The sequence below is a fragment of the Oleidesulfovibrio vietnamensis genome (genome assembly GCF_055388115.1).
In genome coordinates, this window is the sequence record NZ_AP042419.1 from 2775236 (window position 1) to 2792050 (window position 16815).

14 protein-coding genes are annotated in these 16815 nt (G+C 59.6%); 5 read left to right on the plus strand and 9 right to left on the minus strand.

Annotated features, from left to right (window positions below):
* Nucleotides 1-6 precede the first annotated feature (6 nt).
* From ACZ5D1_RS12475 to amrA, 3 genes are all read right to left on the minus strand, one after another.
* Nucleotides 7-510: a hypothetical protein gene (locus tag ACZ5D1_RS12475; RefSeq protein ID WP_011368628.1), complete on the minus strand. Its 504-nt coding sequence runs from the start codon at nucleotides 508-510 to the stop codon at nucleotides 7-9.
* Between the two features lie 106 nt (nucleotides 511-616).
* Entirely contained in the window at nucleotides 617-1807 is a 1191-nt protein-coding gene (locus tag ACZ5D1_RS12480) for an MFS transporter (protein WP_011368629.1), read from the minus strand.
* A gap of 72 nt (nucleotides 1808-1879) precedes the next feature.
* A complete protein-coding gene (gene amrA, locus ACZ5D1_RS12485) occupies nucleotides 1880-2443 on the minus strand; it encodes an AmmeMemoRadiSam system protein A (RefSeq protein ID WP_011368630.1) in 564 nt (187 codons plus the stop codon).
* A 112-nt stretch (nucleotides 2444-2555) separates the two neighbouring features.
* Between amrA and ACZ5D1_RS12490 the strand changes: the two genes are divergently transcribed.
* Both ACZ5D1_RS12490 and ACZ5D1_RS12495 read left to right on the plus strand, forming a co-directional pair.
* Entirely contained in the window at nucleotides 2556-3683 is a 1128-nt protein-coding gene (locus ACZ5D1_RS12490; RefSeq protein WP_011368631.1) for an ABC transporter substrate-binding protein, read from the plus strand.
* Entirely contained in the window at nucleotides 3680-5917 is a 2238-nt protein-coding gene (locus tag ACZ5D1_RS12495) for a sensor histidine kinase (RefSeq protein ID WP_011368632.1), read from the plus strand. The genes ACZ5D1_RS12490 and ACZ5D1_RS12495 overlap by 4 nt, the downstream gene beginning before the upstream one ends.
* Before the next feature lie 7 nt (nucleotides 5918-5924).
* Here ACZ5D1_RS12495 and ACZ5D1_RS12500 read toward each other — a convergent pair whose 3' ends face one another.
* The 6 genes from ACZ5D1_RS12500 to ACZ5D1_RS12525 all read right to left on the minus strand — a co-directional run bounded on the left by ACZ5D1_RS12500 (nucleotide 5925) and on the right by ACZ5D1_RS12525 (nucleotide 13538).
* Nucleotides 5925-6563, minus strand: coding sequence for a LysE family translocator (locus ACZ5D1_RS12500; protein WP_011368633.1), 639 nt, complete (start codon nucleotides 6561-6563; stop codon nucleotides 5925-5927).
* 40 nt (nucleotides 6564-6603) lie between these two features.
* On the minus strand, nucleotides 6604-7533 hold the full coding sequence (locus ACZ5D1_RS12505; RefSeq protein WP_027182464.1) for a LysR family transcriptional regulator: 930 nt from the start codon (nucleotides 7531-7533) through the stop codon (nucleotides 6604-6606).
* 116 nt (nucleotides 7534-7649) lie between these two features.
* Nucleotides 7650-8324 carry a phosphoribosylglycinamide formyltransferase gene (purN, locus tag ACZ5D1_RS12510; protein ID WP_464555027.1) on the minus strand — a complete coding sequence of 225 codons (675 nt, stop codon included), beginning with the start codon at nucleotides 8322-8324 and terminating at the stop codon, nucleotides 7650-7652.
* Between the two features lie 76 nt (nucleotides 8325-8400).
* The gene (locus ACZ5D1_RS12515) at nucleotides 8401-8829 is read right to left on the minus strand and encodes an MOSC domain-containing protein (RefSeq protein WP_464556555.1); all 429 of its coding nucleotides are present in this window, start codon (nucleotides 8827-8829) and stop codon (nucleotides 8401-8403) included.
* 241 nt (nucleotides 8830-9070) lie between these two features.
* Nucleotides 9071-10582 carry a uroporphyrinogen-III C-methyltransferase gene (gene cobA, locus ACZ5D1_RS12520; protein WP_011368637.1) on the minus strand — a complete coding sequence of 504 codons (1512 nt, stop codon included), beginning with the start codon at nucleotides 10580-10582 and terminating at the stop codon, nucleotides 9071-9073.
* Between the two features lie 304 nt (nucleotides 10583-10886).
* Nucleotides 10887-13538 (minus strand): valine--tRNA ligase, encoded by a 2652-nt coding sequence (locus ACZ5D1_RS12525; RefSeq protein WP_011368638.1) that lies wholly within the window; start codon nucleotides 13536-13538, stop codon nucleotides 10887-10889.
* Between the two features lie 171 nt (nucleotides 13539-13709).
* Between ACZ5D1_RS12525 and ACZ5D1_RS12530 the strand changes: the two genes are divergently transcribed.
* The 3 genes from ACZ5D1_RS12530 (at nucleotide 13710) to ACZ5D1_RS12540 (ending at nucleotide 16742) form a co-directional block, all read left to right on the plus strand.
* A complete protein-coding gene (locus tag ACZ5D1_RS12530; RefSeq protein ID WP_455696847.1) occupies nucleotides 13710-14966 on the plus strand; it encodes a BPL-N domain-containing protein in 1257 nt (418 codons plus the stop codon).
* A 42-nt stretch (nucleotides 14967-15008) separates the two neighbouring features.
* The gene (locus ACZ5D1_RS12535) at nucleotides 15009-15851 is read left to right on the plus strand and encodes a DUF1848 domain-containing protein (protein WP_464555029.1); all 843 of its coding nucleotides are present in this window, start codon (nucleotides 15009-15011) and stop codon (nucleotides 15849-15851) included.
* A gap of 87 nt (nucleotides 15852-15938) precedes the next feature.
* Nucleotides 15939-16742, plus strand: a complete 804-nt coding sequence (locus ACZ5D1_RS12540; RefSeq protein WP_011368641.1) for an AsmA family protein — start codon at nucleotides 15939-15941, stop codon at nucleotides 16740-16742.
* Nucleotides 16743-16815 lie beyond the last annotated feature (73 nt).

Below are 16815 nucleotides of genomic sequence, written 5' to 3' on the forward strand. Positions count from 1 at the left end.
TCCGCATCAGCGGTCGAACAGATATGAATACTTCACGCCGATACCGTCTGTGCGCTCGGCAAGCTTCAGTGCCAGCGCTTTCGCCGTATCCTGTGTCACCACTCCCACATCACGGGCAAGATAGTGCCGCAGGGTTTCTTCACTTTCTGAATATACCCAGATGACGGAATATACCGACCCGACTTCGGGGCGGGAAGGAAACTCCGCCACCGATGAAATGAGCACACGGTACTTGGGCACATCCTTGTCCGTCAGGGTGAACAGGCCCGAACCGTTGAACAGCTCCTTCAGTTCAAAAGCCAGTCTGGTACCGGCGGTATCCACACCGTCATGCTCCACGGCCACGGGCACGCTTCTGTCCGGCAGTGCGGCGGGTTTATCCGGCAGGGTCTTGCCCGTGGCGGGCGGGGCAGCTGCCGCACCATGGTGCAACAGCAGCGCAAAAGCCACACAGGCCACCGCAATACAGGCGGCCCGCAGGTACAACGGGACAGTACGCATATGGTTCATCGCACACTCCTTGTGATTAAACCGCACCGCAGCATAACAATAGCCCCATGCCGGTTTCGAGACAAGAATCCCCCGGCCTGCAAACCGGCCGCATGACGCCGCCCCGTCAGGCAGCTACACCGGCCTTGCGCATACTGTGCGGAATAAGCTGAACAAAAACAAGCGAGCACAACGCCAGTCCGGCAGCCCCCAGAAACGGTATGCGGTAATCGACCATCCACAGATAACCGCCCAGCGCGGGCAGAATGACCGCACCTATATGGTTGATGGTAAAGCTGGCCGCCATGCTGGGCGCGATATCCGCCGGATCGGCCACTTTCTGAAAATAGCTTCTGATGGCCAGCGCAAAATTATAGAATATGTGGTCTATCACATACAGTGCGGCCACCTGCCACTTGCTCCACGCCACGGCATATCCCAGAAAAACAAAAAGCAACGCGGCATATTCCAGAGTCAGTACAGCGCGCTCGCCGTACCGGTTCACTGCCCGCCCTATGGCAGGGCTGAGAAACCAGTTGACCACGTTGTTCACAATAAACAGCGCCGTGATTTCGCCGATACCGAAACCGAAACGGTCAACCAGCAGAAATACGGCAAACGCGACAAAAATCTGCCTGCGCGCCCCGCTCAGAAAGGTAAGCAGGTAAAAAAGCCAGTACCGGCCACGCAGAACGATCCCTTTGTTCTGTCTGGGCGCCGTGGGGCTGGCCGGATTCTGCCGCAGCGCCCACACCCCTCCGCACACTGCCACACCGCCCACCACCACAAAAATGGCGCTGTAGGGCAGCCACAGAGAAAGCAGCGCGATGGTGCCGCCCACAGCCAGGTTTGCTCCGGCAGTGAACCCGCGTATGCGCCCCATGATGACAGGGGCTTCTTTTTTGCCGAAATACTGCAGGGTCAGAGACTGATTAAGGGTTTCGTAATAATGAAACCCGAAGGACATCAACATGGTGGTGGCCGCAACTCCCCCGAATGTGGGAAACTGCCCCGCCAGCATGACGCCGCCCCCCATGATGCACACCGAAACCGCCGCAAGGCGGTGTTCGCGCGCCAGCAAAAGCAGAAAAACCACACCCAGCGCCATAAAGCCGGGAACCTCGCGCAGAGACTGTACAATCCCCATCTGCAGACCAGAAAGCCCTGCGGTTTCGACAGCATAGTTGTTCAAAAGGGTACGCCAGCCCTGAAAGGCAAATGCGGAGCACAATGCAAGAACCACAAGAAAAACAAGCATGCGGCGGTTATCCACCGCGCTTCTCTCCTCGGCGGGAGAGACAGGAAGAACACTGGACATATAAGTCTGCTCCGTAAAAAAACATGATGCGCAGGTCCCTGCTGAAGTGCCTGCGCTTCTGCAGCAAAGACGTCAGCGGATGATGACGGCCTCGAACCAGAAAATCTGTGTGCCGGCACTGCGCCACGCATCAGGGGCAAGCCCCGCCTTGCGGCAGGTATGCTCCAGAAATGTTTCGCGGTTCCAGCCGTGCTCTGCGGCCACCTGCGGCAGCAGCAGCCCCGCATGCGCCCCCCGGCGGACAACCAGCCCGTGTCTGCCCGTTTCTATAAGCGCGGGGTCAGGACACGGCGTCACCGGTCCCATTACAGACACGCAATATGTCACACGACCGGCCTCTGCCGCGGTGAGCGGTGCAAAGCGGCTGTCGCCGAAGGCCGCAGCCTGCGCCATGCGTGCCACCGTGACGTACAGCGGACCGCTGCCCGTAAGCTGCCCGATACAGCCGCGCAGCACGCCGTCCAGTTCCAGTGTGACAAAAGCCCCCAGTTCCATCTGCGGCACGGCCGAACATTCCGGCGGGGGAGCTGCGGGATGCGCCTCGCGTCCTGCAAGTCCGTCCGCAACGGCGCCACGGGCTGTCCGCAGCAGAAATTCTTTGTCGGCGTCCGCAGGCGCCAGTACAAAATCGCTCATATACCCTCCGGCTGTCCGGTTATAAGGGGTTGCAAAAGCGGTGCATCAAAGTGATACTATAAGTATACAGCCACAGCCATCCGGCCGGTGCCGGAGCACAGGGGGAAAAAGTATGCCATATCCTCGCGGCCGAACATTGTTTGCGCTCACACTGGGGGCAGCATGCCTGCTGATGGCGGCAGCCCTGTATCTGGCAACGCCTCCCGGTGACATTCTGGTGGGCTTTTCCGGCCCGCTGGAAGGAAAATTCTCCGACCTCGGCGTGGAAGGCCGTAACGCCGCGCAGCTGGCCATCGAAGACATCAACGCCGCAGGCGGTATTGACGGGCGGCGGCTGCGCCTTGTCACCGCACATGACGGTTACACGCAAAAAGACGCGGTGGAGGCCGACAGCCATCTTGCCGGACAGCGGGTGGCCGCCGTCATAGGGCACATGACCAGCAGCCAGCAGCTGGCCGTGATGGCCGTACACAGGTCTGTGGTCTATGTCTCGCCCACGGTCTCCACGTATCAGCTTACCGGCATGGATGACAATTTTTTCCGTGTCATTGCAGACAACGACGCCACAGCCCGTGATCTGGGCCTGTTTGCCGCCTCCCGCGGGGTGCAGACGGCCGTGGCCCTGCTGGACACGGTGAATGAAGATTTTTCACGGACGTTTATCAACGCTGCGGCCAGAGGCTTCACCTCGGCGGGAGGCACGGTAGTCAACATCATTCCGTTTTCCTCGTCCGTTCCTTCTTCGCTGCTGGATGCCGCCGCCTCGGCCGCTGATTCCGGCGCGCAGGCCGTATTTGTGGCGGCTTCTGCGCGTGACACCGCGTTTGTGCTGGCCCAGATGGCCCAGAACGGATTCTCGGGCCCGAAGTTCTCCTCCACATGGGCACTGACTCCCGCGCTGATAGCACAGGGCGGTACCGCAGTGGAAGACACGTTCTTCTGCCATCCTTATCCCACACTGGCCGAACTGCCCGCCCACCGCAACTTCATCAGCCGGTTCAGCGAGCGGTTCGGCTGGGAACCGAGCTTTCCGGGCCTGTTTGCCTATACCGCCGTGCGGTTGCTGCAGCGCGGGCTGGAAAAAACACAGGGACGGACGGCGGGCCTGCGTGAAGCCCTGAAAAGTATCAGACAACTGGATGGTCTGTGCGGCCCCATCACGCTGGATGCATACGGAGACGCACACATGCCGTTCTTCATTTCCACAGTGCGCAACGGCGCATTCGAGCCGGTACGATGAAAACCACCCAGCTGCCTTCGCTTTCGCGGACCATGTCTGTCAAGCTTATCCGCTGGATGTGCGTGCTGGGAATGCTCTGCGCGCTTTTTCTGGCCGCATTCTCCTACCAGAGCCGCATCAGCGAATTCGAAGCGCGCAGCCGCTACAACGCCGGAATCATCGCCAACTACATCAATGAATATATGCAGGGTGCCTACGCCGCGCTGCAAAACACCATGGACGAACCCGACGGCACACTGCCGCACACCATGACCATGCTGAAAAGGCTGTACCCGCAGTTCACCAGAGTCATGCTGGTGGACGGCAACCGCAAAATAACCACCAGTGTGCCCCCGGCACTGCCGGGGCAGGAACTGGCTGTCCCTCTGCTGCCGGTTGCTGTGGCCGGCGGAGTCATCAGCCAGCCGCAGGGCATGACCGATGCCGGAGACATGGGGGTGTATCTGGGCGTAAAGCAGCAGGACGGCTCCATGCTGGTGGCCGAGCTGCACCTGCGGGCCGTGCAGAAGCATCTTGCAGAGCTGTTTCCCAAAGAATCAAGTCTGCTGGTACTGACAGATGCATGGGGCAACACCATGGTGCACCCCGACTGGGCCATGGTGCGGCGTTTTGCCAACATAGGTCTGCAGCCGGTCTTTCATGCCACCCGCGACACGGGATCATTCTTCGGCAAGACGGAATCCGAAGGCCGCCTGTTGCAGGTTTCGGCCATGCGCATCGCTTCCACAGGGTGGGTCATTCTGCACATAATGCCCACCATGAATGTGATCACGGGCACCGCGCGCGACATACTGGCCTTTGTGGCGGTGTTTGCCGCGCTGTATACAGTTCTCGCCGCATCGCTGCTGTACGAGCTGCAGCGCGGGCTTGCGCGCCCGCTCAGAGAATTCACCAGAACCATCAAGGACATTTCTGTGGGAGCATGGCCGGGCAGATCCGGCAGCCCGGAAACCTATGATGAATTTCAGGAAATGCGCCTTGAATTTGACAACATGTCCGCAGCGCTGGAGGAACGCGAGGCGGATCTCACCCGGGCGCACCTTTTTGTCCAGAACATCATAGACGCCATGCCTTCCGTTGTTGTGGCTCTGGATACACAGGGGCATGTCACCCATATGAACAGGCGCGCGGCAGAACGCATGCAGCACAACGCACCCGCCGGCAAAACCCTGCTGCCCATCGAAGCCATTGCCCCGCAGATTTCACCGTTTCTGCCGCAGCTGCACCATGCCCTGCACACCCGCACCCCCCTTGAGCTGCACCTGACAGGCAAAGACGCCGACGGCAGCACCGTGCATGAAGAAGTGCAGCTGGCCCCGCTGCCCGGCGAATCCGAAGGCGGCGTACTGCGCATAGACGATGTGACGCAGCGCATCCAGCTGGAAGAAATGATGATTCAGACTGAAAAAATGATGTCTGTGGGCGGGCTTGCAGCGGGTATGGCCCACGAGATCAACAACCCGCTGGGTGCCATACTGCAGGGAACCCAGAATATCCGCAGGCGCATCACCGACACGCTGCCTGCAAATATCGCTGCCGCACAGAAGGCGGGGTGCTCCATGCAGGCCGTTCAGGCCTATATGCACGAAAGAAAAATTCCCGATTTTCTGCAGGGCATACAGGAATCCGGCCAGCGTGCCGCCAACATAGTATCAAATATGCTTACATTTTCACGCCGCAGCGATGCCAGCCCCACCACAGCCAATCTGCATGCGGCGCTGGACCGCACGGTACAGCTGGCTTCCAGCGACTATGATCTGAAAAAAAAATACGACTTCAGGCAGGTGCACATCGTCCGCGAGTTTGCGGACGATGTGGGAGACATCATCTGTCACCCCATTGAGCTGGAGCAGGTGGTGCTCAACCTGCTGCGCAATGCCGCCCAGTCCGTGGCCACGCAGGGAGCGGCACTGAAAGAAACGGGCGCGGAAGAGTACAGGCCCACCATACACCTGCGCACACGCAGAGAAGACGACTGGGCAGTCATCGAAATAGAAGACAACGGCACCGGCATGTCCGCCGCCACCCGGAGGCGCATATTCGAGCCGTTCTTTACCACCAAGCAGGCGGGTCAGGGCACCGGACTGGGGCTTTCGGTCTCATATTTCATCATTACCAAAAACCATGGCGGCACCCTGACGGTGGATTCGCAGGAAGGAGAAGGAACCACCTTCACCATCCGCATTCCTGTAAACGGACCGGCCGCCGTGCGCACGCAGGACAGCTTCACCTAAACGGGGTTCAGTCGCGCCCCAGCAGCATCACGGAGCCGAGTCCACCCAGCAGCAGGCCTGTTACCAGATTCAGCGCGCCCTGCCTGCCGTCGTAGACCCGCCGTACGAAAGGCGTATCCAGAAAACGGACAAAAAGCGCCCATCCGACCAGAGCTTCCGCCACAATGACACCGCCATACAGGGCCTTGTCACCCATGGCTGATTCCGGCGAAACAAACTGGGTGAACACGCTGAGCACAAACAACGTGACTTTGGGGTTGAGCAGGTTGCAGAACAGCCCGTCACGGAATCCCTGTGCCATGCCGGCCTGAGGTGCCGTGCTGCGCGCGGCGAACAGCGAACCGCCGCCCCCGCGGGCGGCAGCCAGACACCGTGCCGCTATATACAAAAGGTACAAAGCTCCGGCTATCTGGATACCGCGGAACACAAGAGGATACGTCTTAAGCACCAGTGCAAGCCCCAGCACAGAAAGCGCAACGTGCACGCTGAGCCCGGCGCAAACACCCAGAACGCAGGCATAGGCAGCACGCGGCGCTCCGCCCCGCGGGGCGGCCGTGGCATGACGGATGATCAGCAGCATGTCCGGTCCCGGAGTCATGCGGGCAAAAAAACAGATGGTCAGCAGGGTCAGCACCGACTCTGTCATACTAGCTCCTGAATACTGCACGGCGGTATCCCGCCGCATATCAATGTGCAAAAAGTGAGGACTGCATCTGCGCAAAAAGCATCTCGCGCACCCAGCGGTGTCCGGGATCGCCATGAAAACGGGCGTGCCATATGATGGAATATTCGAACGAATCCACGGCAAACGGCAGCGGAGCCCAGGCAAGGGCCGGTTCACTGGGGTTGCGCGCCTGAATGACATTGCGCGCCACATGCGCCGGCAGGGTAAGCAGCAGATCCGTCCGCGAAACTATTTCCACGGCAGAGGCATAAAACGGCACCCGCAGCCTGATGTTGCGGGAATGCCCCAGCTTGCCCAGCACCCTGTCGATTATGCGCACCTTGTCGCCGCCTATGGTGATAACCGCATGGTCCGCCTGCACATATCTGTCAAGTCTCATGGCTCCTGCAGCTGCCAGAGGGTGCCCCGCGCGCATAAGACAGGCAAAGCGGTCTTCCCCCACACGCAGCTGCTCCACAGAGGCAGGCACGCCTTCTGTCAGGCATGTGGCCATATCGATTTTGCCTTCGGCAAGTGCACGCATGCTGTCAGGCTCCCACCCGATGGCCTGAATGTCGATGCCCGGCGCGGCGGCAAGAATGGCCCCCAGCGCATCCGGCAGAATGTATTGCGCCACATAGTCCGTCACCGCCAGAGTAAACGAACGGCGGCAGGTTGCAGGGTCAAACCGCTGTGCCTCGAAAAGAGCATGTACATTGCCCAGCACCATCTCAAGCGGCCCTTCCAGCTCGCGGGCACGCTCGGTAAGCACCAGCGCATTGCCGGAGCGCACAAGCAGCGGATCGTCAAACAGTTCACGCAGCTGCGCAAGATTTTTGCTCATGCCGGACTGTGTGATATGCAGCCGTTCCGCCGCGCGGGTCACATTGCCTTCGTCCAGCAGCGCCTTAAGCGCCACAAGCAGATTCAGATTCACGGAAGATATATCCATTGTCCGCCTTCTTTATACCATGCACCGCTGCAAACGGCACCGGACCTCGGCCGCAGCGGCCGCACGGGTGCACATGCCGCCACGGCACACCGCGGCAGCCACTCTGCCCGGAAGAGTTAAAAACCTTGTTCCAGCGCGGGCGAAACCAGCATATCCGCCGCTGCACCGGCCGCAGGACGCCGTGACGGTGCCAGATGCACCACCCGGCCCTGCAGCGACAGCCGGCCTTCGGCCAGCCACTGCAATGCCTGAGGATAAATGCGGTGCTCTGCCGCATGCACCCGCTGCAGCACGTCATCGCGGGAATCGCAGGCAGACACGGGAACAGCCGCCTGAATGATCACCGGTCCGTGGTCCATTATTTCATCAACAAAATGCACTGTGCACCCTGCCACACGCACACCGTACTCCACGGCGTCGGCTACTCCCCTTACTCCGGGAAAGCTGGGCAGCAGGGCCGGATGCACATTGAGCACCCTGCCCGGAAAGGCATTGAGAAAATACGGTGTAAGCAGACGCATGTATCCCGCCAGCATGATGGTGTCGGCCCCGCTGGCCCGTATGGCGTCCACCAGCGCCGCGTCAAATTCCTCTCTGCCGGCAAAACTGCCGTGATTGCGCGCCCACACGGGAATGCCTGCACACCGCGCCCGATCAAGGGCGCAGGCGTCTTCCTTGTTGGACGCCACAAGGCGCACCTGTACATCCAGCACACCCTGTGCAGCGCGGTCCAGCACGGCCTGCAGGTTTGACCCGTTGCCCGATGCCAGCACCGCCAGTTGCAGCGGCATAATGCCTCCTGTCCTGCTATAATCAAAGACACTGCACGCCGCACATGACGGGCAGCCGTAACAACATCATCTCGTATCACAACACATGCACGGGATCACCGTCTTTCACAGTGCCTCCGCACAACACGCGGCCGAACACACCTTCTGTAGGCATGATGCAGAACCCGACGGTTTTATGAATATTGCACTTGTTATGACATTTTTTGCCTATCTGCGTGATTTCCAGCTCAACACCGGAACCGATGCGCAGCCTGGCCCCCGGCAACAGACGGGTGAGCGCGATACCTTCCACCAGAATATTTTCGGCAAAATCACCTGCAGCCAGCGAGGGCATGCGCGAACGCATTTTATCCACGCTTTCCACCGCAAGCAGGCTCACCTGCCTTCCCGAACCGCCGTGGGCATCACCCGCAACACCGTAATCTTCGCGCAGCTCGATGGCATCGACCACCTGCTTGCGTTCTCCCTTGCGTTCACTGATGCATACCGCGCGCACTGTTCCTATACGGTTCATGAAGTCCTCGCTGTGTTGATTGCTTACCGAAGCATCTCCGCTGCAGAGATGACGGAGCATGATGCACCAGACCGCAGTCCGGCGCCAGCCGGTGCGGGCTACCTGTCAGTTCAGCACAGGGTAGATTGCTTCGGCCCGGGCCGCAAGAAAAAGGCAGCCGCGCCGCAGTTGCAGGCTGTTAAAACAAAGCGGGCCGGAAAACCGGCCCGCCAGACAGCTGAGCAGCGATGCGCTACTGCGCGCCAAGCTGACGCACCAGTTCATCCACCAGTGCCGGAATGGTATAATCTTCCGGCTGGATGGAACAGGTGAAACCGTAGCGTTCCAGAGTCTTACGGGTTACCGGTCCTATGCAGGCCATATGCACATGTTCGTACCGGCGCATGGCTTCCGGTTCAACCAGTGAAAAGAAATTGTCCACAGTGGAAGAACTGCCGAAGGTGATGCAGTCAATGCGGCCCTCTTCCAGCATTTCAAGCACGTGACTGCGGTTGGCGTCGCCCGGCACGGTTTCGTATACCGGCAGCACATCCACACGCGCACCGGCACGGGCAAGCTCTTCCGGCAGCACTTCGCGAGCCACACGCGCACGGGGCAGCAGCACCCTGCTGCCGTCCATTCCGCGCTCTATCATTCCTTTGACCACGCCTTCGGCCACATATTTTTCAGGAATAAAATCAGGCTCTATCCCTTTTTCACGCAGCACGTCCGCCGTTGCCGGTCCGATGGCAGCCACTTTCACACCGCCCAGCGCTCTGCTGTCCAGCCCCAGCAGGCCCATTTGCTGCCAGAAATGTTTCACGCCGTTCACAGAAGTGAAAACAAGCCAGTCATATTCGGCAAGCCTGCGAATGGCGTCATGCACGGGAGCATAATCTTCCAGCGGGCGGATGAGAATGGTGGGAAACTGAATGACCTCCGCTCCCAGCTGCGTCAGGCTGGCTGCCAGTCCGCTGGCCTGTTCGCGGGCGCGGGTAACCACAATGCCCCTGCCCAGCAGCGGCAGCTGCTCAAACCAGTTCAGCCGGTCGCGCAGTTTGACCACATGCCCCACAACAATAAGGCTGGGAGAAGAAAATCCCGCTTTTTTGCCTTCTTCCGGCAGGGTGGCAATGGTGGCTGCCAGACTGCGGTGGCGCGATGTGGTACCCCAGCGCACAAGCGCCGCAGGCGTATCGGGGTCCATGCCGGCCTCAATGAGCTTGCGCGAAATTTCGGGCAGATTTTTCATGCCCATAAAGAACACCAGCGTGCTGGCACTGGCGGCCAGCGCCTTCCAGTTATGAGCCGATTCGGGCTTAGAAGGATCTTCGTGGCCGGTTATGAATGAAACGGAGGAGGAATAGCTGCGGTGCGTCAGCGGAATACCGGCGTATGCGGGGCCTGCCACAGCCGAAGTGACTCCCGGCACAACCTCGAAGTTCACGCCGGCGTCAAGCAGCTCTTCCGCTTCTTCGCCACCCCGTCCGAACACATAGGGATCGCCGCCCTTGAGACGCGCCACCACCTTGCCTTCTCTGGCCTTCTCAACAATCAACCTGTTGATGCCTTCCTGAGACAGGGTATGGTCGCCGCCTTTTTTGCCCACATAGATGATTTCCGCGCCGGGGGCCGCGTAATTCAGAAAAGCGTCGTTGGCCAGATAGTCGTACACAATGACATCGGCGCGCTTCAAAATATCACGGCCCTTGATGGTCAGCAGTCCGGGGTCGCCGGGACCGGCACCGATCAGGTAAACTTTCATCCTTCCTCCGTATGGGCCGGAGCGCTCCGGCGTCTATAAAATGCTCTGTGCGGCGTATGCCCCGCGCGGTGCTTGCGTCCGGAACGGTCTGTCCGACCTGACCGGCGGCCCTGCGGCGCAGCCGCACCACAGGGCCGGAACCATGCCTGACGCCATTGACTGACGGCAGAAAACGTTCCGGCGGAGCACAGAAACGGACACATCATGCGGGCCGCGGCCCGTAAAAAAAAGCGGGGCGCCGAGGCGGTGCGGTACCGGCGCGGCGCACCCGCAGCATAATCACATAAGCTGCCCTGTTTTAGGGCTAATCCATGGCATCCGCAAGGCGCTTGCGCAGACTTTCAAGCTTTTCCTGCGTTTCGGCCAGTTCCTGCGAGCGGGCACGCTCCTTGGCAACAATGTCGGCAGGGGCGCGGCTCACAAAGCTTTCATTGGCCAGCTTTGCCTCCAGCTTTTCCTTTTCCTTGCCCACCTTGCCAAGCTCCTTGTCCAGCCGCGCCAGTTCGGCTTCAAAGTCCACCAGTCCGGCAAGCGGAACAATGACTTCATTGCCTTCAACCACGGCGGAAGCCGAAGCTCTCGGGCCCGCAGCATCGGCGCCCATGGTCAGCCCTTCAAGGCGTGCAAGCACGCTTATGACCTCACGGCTGGCTTCCAGTTCTTCCAGCGCCGCATCAGAAACCGTGCGCACCAGCGCGTTCAGGCGTGTGGTGGGCGCGATATTCAGTTCCGCCTTGATGGTGCGGATGGCGGAAATGACTCCCTGCACCAGCGCCATGCGCTTTTCCGCATCAGGTGAAACGCATGCGGGGCGGGTCTCGGGGTAGCTTGCGCAGGCAATGTCGGTACCGGCCACACCGGGCAGCACGTTCCAGATTTCCGCAGTGACAAAAGGCATGACAGGATGCATGAGCACCAGCACTTCCTTAAGCACGGTCCACAGAACAAACTGTGCGCGGGCACGGCGTTCACCGCCGGCCTGCATGTCCGGCTTGGAAAGCTCAAGGTACCAGTCGCACAGCTCGTTCCAGAAGAACTTGTACAGCGTCTGCGCAGCCTCGTTGAACCGGTAACCGGTAAACGCGCTGTCCACAGAACTTTTAACTTCTTCAAGACGGTGCAGAATCCAGCGGTGATGCAGCTCTTGCACTGCGGCAAGGTCGCAGGGCGCGGGCTGTTCTTCCGGCAGGTTCATCAAAGCAAACCGTGCGGCATTCCAGATTTTGTTGATAAAATGTCTGTAGCCTTCGATGCGGGCTTCCGACAGTTTTATATCGCGCCCCATGGCGGCAAACGCGGTCAGGGTGAACCGCAGGCTGTCTGTGCCGTACTTGTCTATCATTTCCACGGGGTCAATGACGTTGCCCGTGGATTTGGACATTTTCTTGCCGTGTTCGTCGCGCACCAGCGCGTGGATGTACACATGGTGGAACGGAATCTCGTCCATGAACTGCAGACCCATCATCATCATGCGGGCCACCCAGAAAAACAGGATGTCAAAACCGGTCACCAGCACGGAGGTGGGATAAAACTGCTTCAGTTCTTCGGTACTGTCAGGCCAGCCCAGCGTGCTGAAAGGCCACAGCGCCGAAGAGAACCACGTATCCAGCACGTCTTCGTCCTGTGTCAGTCTGGTGCTGCCGCATTTGCAGGCCTGCGGCGCATCCATGGCGACAATAAGCTCGCCGCAGTCTTCGCAGGTCCACGCGGGAATGCGGTGCCCCCACCATATCTGGCGGGATATGCACCAGTCGCGGATGTTATCGAGCCAGTTATAGTACGTTTTTTCCCAGTTTTCGGGATAAATCTGAGTCTGGGCAGGCACCGCGGCGCGGGCGCGGGGGGCCAGTTTAGTCATGGCCACAAACCACTGGGTGGAAACATACGGTTCCACCACGGTCTTACAGCGGTAGCAGTGGCCCACATTGTGTTCGTGCGGCTCTATGCGGTCGAGGAAGCCTTTTTCCTCCAGCATGACAAGAATCTTCTTGCGCGCGGCGGCACAGTCCAGCCCGGCGAAGTCGGGACCGGCATCTTCGCTCAGCACACCGTCGTCGGTAAGGATGTTCAGCACCTCAAGCCCGTGCTTGCGGCCCAGTTCCCAGTCATTGTGGTCATGGGCTGGGGTTACCTTGAGGCAGCCTGTCCCGAATTCACGGTCGACATATTTATCGCCGATGATTATCAGCTTGCGGCCCACCAGAGGCAGTATGGCGTATTTGCCGATAAGATGGCTGAACCGTTCATCCTCGGGATGCACGGCAATGGCGGTATCGGCAAGCATGGTCTCCGGACGGGTGGTGGCTATGGTCAGATGACCGGAACCGTCTTCCAGAGGATACCTGACATAGTGCAGGGCACCCTTTTCGGCGGAATGATCCACTTCGTCGTCGGCCAGCGCGGTATGGCAGCGCGGACACCAGTTGATGATATAGTTGCCTTTGTAGATCAGGCCGTCTTCGTACAGTTTGACAAAAACCTGTCTGACAGCGCGCGAGAGCCCTTCATCCATGGTGAAGCGTTCACGCGTCCAGTCCACGGAGGCACCCATCTTGCGTATCTGGCTCAGAATGCGGTTGCCGTATTCTTCACGCCACTGCCACACGCGTTCGATAAATTTTTCGCGTCCCAGGTCGTGACGTCCCTTGCCTTCTCTGGCAAGCTGCCGTTCCACAACGTTCTGGGTGGCTATGCCCGCGTGGTCGGTACCGGGCACCCACAGCACCTTGCGCCCTTTCTGGCGGTGAAAACGGCACAGAATGTCCTGCAGGGTAAGGTTGAGCGCGTGCCCCATGTGCAGTGCGCCGGTGACGTTTGGCGGAGGAATGACAATGGAATACGGTTCACCCGGGGCATCGGGGTCCGGCGTGAACGTCTTGTTTTCCTCCCAGTGGGTCCGCCACCGGTTTTCTATATCCTGCGGCTCGTAGCCTTTGGGTAGCGCGTTTTCGGCCATTTTGAAAAACTCCGGAACTATACTATTGGTATGTGGTACGCACCCGCAAAGGGATGCGTGAGCCTTTTGCAATTACCGGCGGGGATTGGTAAGATACCCGAATATACAGACAAACCGTATGGCTGCGCCTGACGGCAGCCAAGTGGTCAATTCTTAATGAGCGGAAGAACGATGTCAAGCATCTATATATTGTGGGACGCCTCGCATATCTGGGGGCTGCTGGCGTGGCGCACTGCGCAGTCCCTCGACCTGCCCTACCGGCTTGTCAGGGGGGAAGAAATAGCGCAGGGACTGCTTTCTGGCAAGCCGCCCGCACTGCTGCTGGTTCCCGGCGGCAACGCCCGCATGAAATCCGTGGCGCTGGGAGCCGCCGGAATGCAGGCCATCCGCGACTATGTCCGCGGCGGCGGGGCTTATGTTGGGTTCTGTGGCGGGGCCGGTCTGGGGCTTTCCGGCAGCGAGGGGCTGGGGCTGTGCCCGTGGGGGCGTGCCCGCTTTACCGACAGAATGCAGCATTTTGTCAGCGGCCATGTGCATGCCCGCGTGGCGCGGGGCCATGACCTTGTTCCCGCAGACCTGTGCACGGATGCCTGCGCCGAGCCGCCGGTGCCCATCTGGTGGCCGGGCAGATTTGCGCCGGAAAAAACCGGCGACGTGGAAGTACTGGCCACATACACCACTCCCTGCGACGATTTCTGGGTGGCAGACCTGCCGCTGGATACGCTGCCCCCCGGCACGTTTTCAGAGTGGGAATCACTGTACGACATCCGGCTGCGGCCCACTTTTCTGGAAGATCAGCCCTGCATACTTTCCGGACGGTACGGCAAAGGCCGCTATGTGCTCAGCTACACACATCTGGAAACGCCTGATTCACCCACGGCAAACCGCTGGCTGCTGCACATCATCCGCACGCTGGGGGGCATAGAACCGCCTCTGCAGCGCGTTCCCGCATGGGATCTGGAAAACCAGCAGGCCGCATGGCTAGACCCCGACCTGCTGCATGCCCGCGGCATCTTTGACGACATTGTCACCATAGGACGCAACCACTGTCTGTTTTTCAAACGCAACGCATGGCTTATAGGCTGGCGTGCGGGCATACCCGGCGCAAACCTCAACAACCTGTATGCCGCTGTGGTCACAGCAGTATCCAACCCGCCCACCGCCGAATGCACTGCATTCTGGCAGGAACAGCGGCAGCCGTTCATGCGCAAGCTGGCCCTGTTCCACGAAGGAGTGAAAGGATACCTGCTGGCAGAACGACTTGCCATGACGCTTTCCAAAACATTTCCGGAAACCGTGTCGCGTGAATCGCTGCGCAACCAGCGTGCAGCGCTGTTCGGGCCTCCCATGGACAGCGGCGGATTGTATCAGGAACTGCTCGATACACTGGACGAACTGCTGTACCGGCAGCTGCCCCACGGCCTGTAGACAGCGGAAAACACGCCGCGGTGCCGCACCGCGGCTGCAGCCATGGACACCAGACACCCGCGCATCATTTCGGCATCGCGCCGCACCGACCTGCCCGCATTCCATACCGCATGGTTCATCGAAAGCCTGCGGCAGGGGCGGTGTCAGGTGCCCGACCCGTTCAATCCCGCCCGGCAGCGCATCATTTCGCTGCTGCCGCAGGACGTGGACGGCATCGTGTTCTGGACGCGCAACGCAGCCCCGCTTGCACCGTGGCTGCATGAAGTGGATGCACGCCAGATTCCCTATTATTTTTTATGGACCATCACCGGATATCCCCGCGCTCTGGAAGCCCGCACGCCGGATATGCAGCAGGCGGTCGACAGTTTCCGCTCGCTGGCTGTGCGGCTGGGTCCGGCCAGAGTGATATGGCGGTACGACCCTGTCATCATTACCGACATAACTCCGGCGCAATGGCACGAAGAAAATTTCGCCCGGCTGTGCGCTGCCCTGAAAGGCTGCACGCAGCGATGCATAACCAGTTTTGTGGAACCATACGTCAAAACCCGCAGGGCGCTGGCCGCGCTGGCCCGCAGCGGAGTGCACACGCACCTGCCCGGTGAACACGCCAAAGCCGCCATGGCGGCCGCACTGCACAGCATAGCGGCAAATCATAACATCACGCTGCAAACCTGCTGCACACCGGTCACCGGCATACATGCATCACTGCCGCTGGCAGCACCCTGCGTGGATGCAGCCCTGCTGCAGCGCATCGGCGGCAACGCGACCGGCGCATCCGCCACTGACAAAAACCAGAGAGAGCATTGTCTGTGCGCCCCCAGTACAGACATAGGCAGGTACGGCACCTGCCGGTTCGGATGCGTATACTGCTATGCCCGCCGCTGAAAAACACCGCCACCGGTTGCCCCGACGGCATATTTACCCTATACAATATTCAAAGCTGCCTTTTCACACCATCCGAGGAGAATCGCCATGAAAAAACTGCTGGCCCTTGTGGCCGTACTGGGCGTTATCATTGCAGGTCTTGTGGTCACACTGGTGTTGTCCATCAATCCCATTATTGAAAAAGCCGTAAACACATTCGGCCCCAAACTGACACAGGCCAAGGTTTCGCTGTCCGGTGCCGATGTGTCGTTCATGTCCGGAGAAGGCTCGCTCAAAGGATTTGTGCTGGGCAACCCCTCAGGATTCCAGAGCGATCACGCCATGAAAGTGGACAGCGTGCTGGTAAAAATCAACAAGGACACGCTGACCAGCAACACCATCGTCATCAACCTTGTGGAAATAGTTAATCCTGACATCATCTACGAAAAATCAGGCAGGACGGACAACTTCACCGCGCTGCTGAACAACGTTAAAAAGGCCGTAGCCTCCGGCAGCGGACAGACTCCGGCACAGGAACAGCCTGCCGAATCCGGCAGCCAGCGCAAAGTGATCATCGATAAATTCGTCGTGCGCGGCGGTCAGGTAAGTCTGGCACTGACAGAACTGGGCGGCAAAGGTATTACCGTTCCCCTGCCCGTCATCAGTCTGCAGGATATCGGCCGTGAAAAGCAGGGCACCAGCCCCGCACAGGCTCTTGAACAGATATTCAACGCGCTGAACGATGCCGTGGGCAAGGCAGCCACAAGCGGCATGCGCGAGGCAGCCAAAAGCATTACGGAAGGACTGGGCAAGGGCGCAGAAACGCTTAAGGAGCAAACCGGCACCGCCGGTGATGCAGTAAAAGAGCAGACCGACAAAGTCGGTAACGCGGTGAAGGGACTGTTTAACTGACCGCCCTTTGCGCACCTGCTTACCCGCTTATAAAAGGCGGCCTGAATTCAGGCCGCCTTTTTCATGCTTCATG

Coding starts and splice junctions, on each gene's coding strand:
- ACZ5D1_RS12525 (WP_011368638.1), bottom strand. CDS start 13,538: ATGGCCGAAAACGCGCTACCCAAAGGCTACGAGCCGCAGGATATAGAA.
- ACZ5D1_RS12490 (WP_011368631.1), top strand. CDS start 2,556: ATGCCATATCCTCGCGGCCGAACATTGTTTGCGCTCACACTGGGGGCA.
- ACZ5D1_RS12495 (WP_011368632.1), top strand. CDS start 3,680: ATGAAAACCACCCAGCTGCCTTCGCTTTCGCGGACCATGTCTGTCAAG.
- ACZ5D1_RS12475 (WP_011368628.1), bottom strand. CDS start 510: ATGAACCATATGCGTACTGTCCCGTTGTACCTGCGGGCCGCCTGTATT.
- ACZ5D1_RS12505 (WP_027182464.1), bottom strand. CDS start 7,533: ATGGATATATCTTCCGTGAATCTGAATCTGCTTGTGGCGCTTAAGGCG.
- ACZ5D1_RS12530 (WP_455696847.1), top strand. CDS start 13,710: ATGTCAAGCATCTATATATTGTGGGACGCCTCGCATATCTGGGGGCTG.
- ACZ5D1_RS12480 (WP_011368629.1), bottom strand. CDS start 1,807: ATGTCCAGTGTTCTTCCTGTCTCTCCCGCCGAGGAGAGAAGCGCGGTG.
- purN (WP_464555027.1), bottom strand. CDS start 8,324: ATGCCGCTGCAACTGGCGGTGCTGGCATCGGGCAACGGGTCAAACCTG.
- cobA (WP_011368637.1), bottom strand. CDS start 10,582: ATGAAAGTTTACCTGATCGGTGCCGGTCCCGGCGACCCCGGACTGCTG.
- amrA (WP_011368630.1), bottom strand. CDS start 2,443: ATGAGCGATTTTGTACTGGCGCCTGCGGACGCCGACAAAGAATTTCTG.
- ACZ5D1_RS12540 (WP_011368641.1), top strand. CDS start 15,939: ATGAAAAAACTGCTGGCCCTTGTGGCCGTACTGGGCGTTATCATTGCA.
- ACZ5D1_RS12500 (WP_011368633.1), bottom strand. CDS start 6,563: ATGACAGAGTCGGTGCTGACCCTGCTGACCATCTGTTTTTTTGCCCGC.
- ACZ5D1_RS12535 (WP_464555029.1), top strand. CDS start 15,009: ATGGACACCAGACACCCGCGCATCATTTCGGCATCGCGCCGCACCGAC.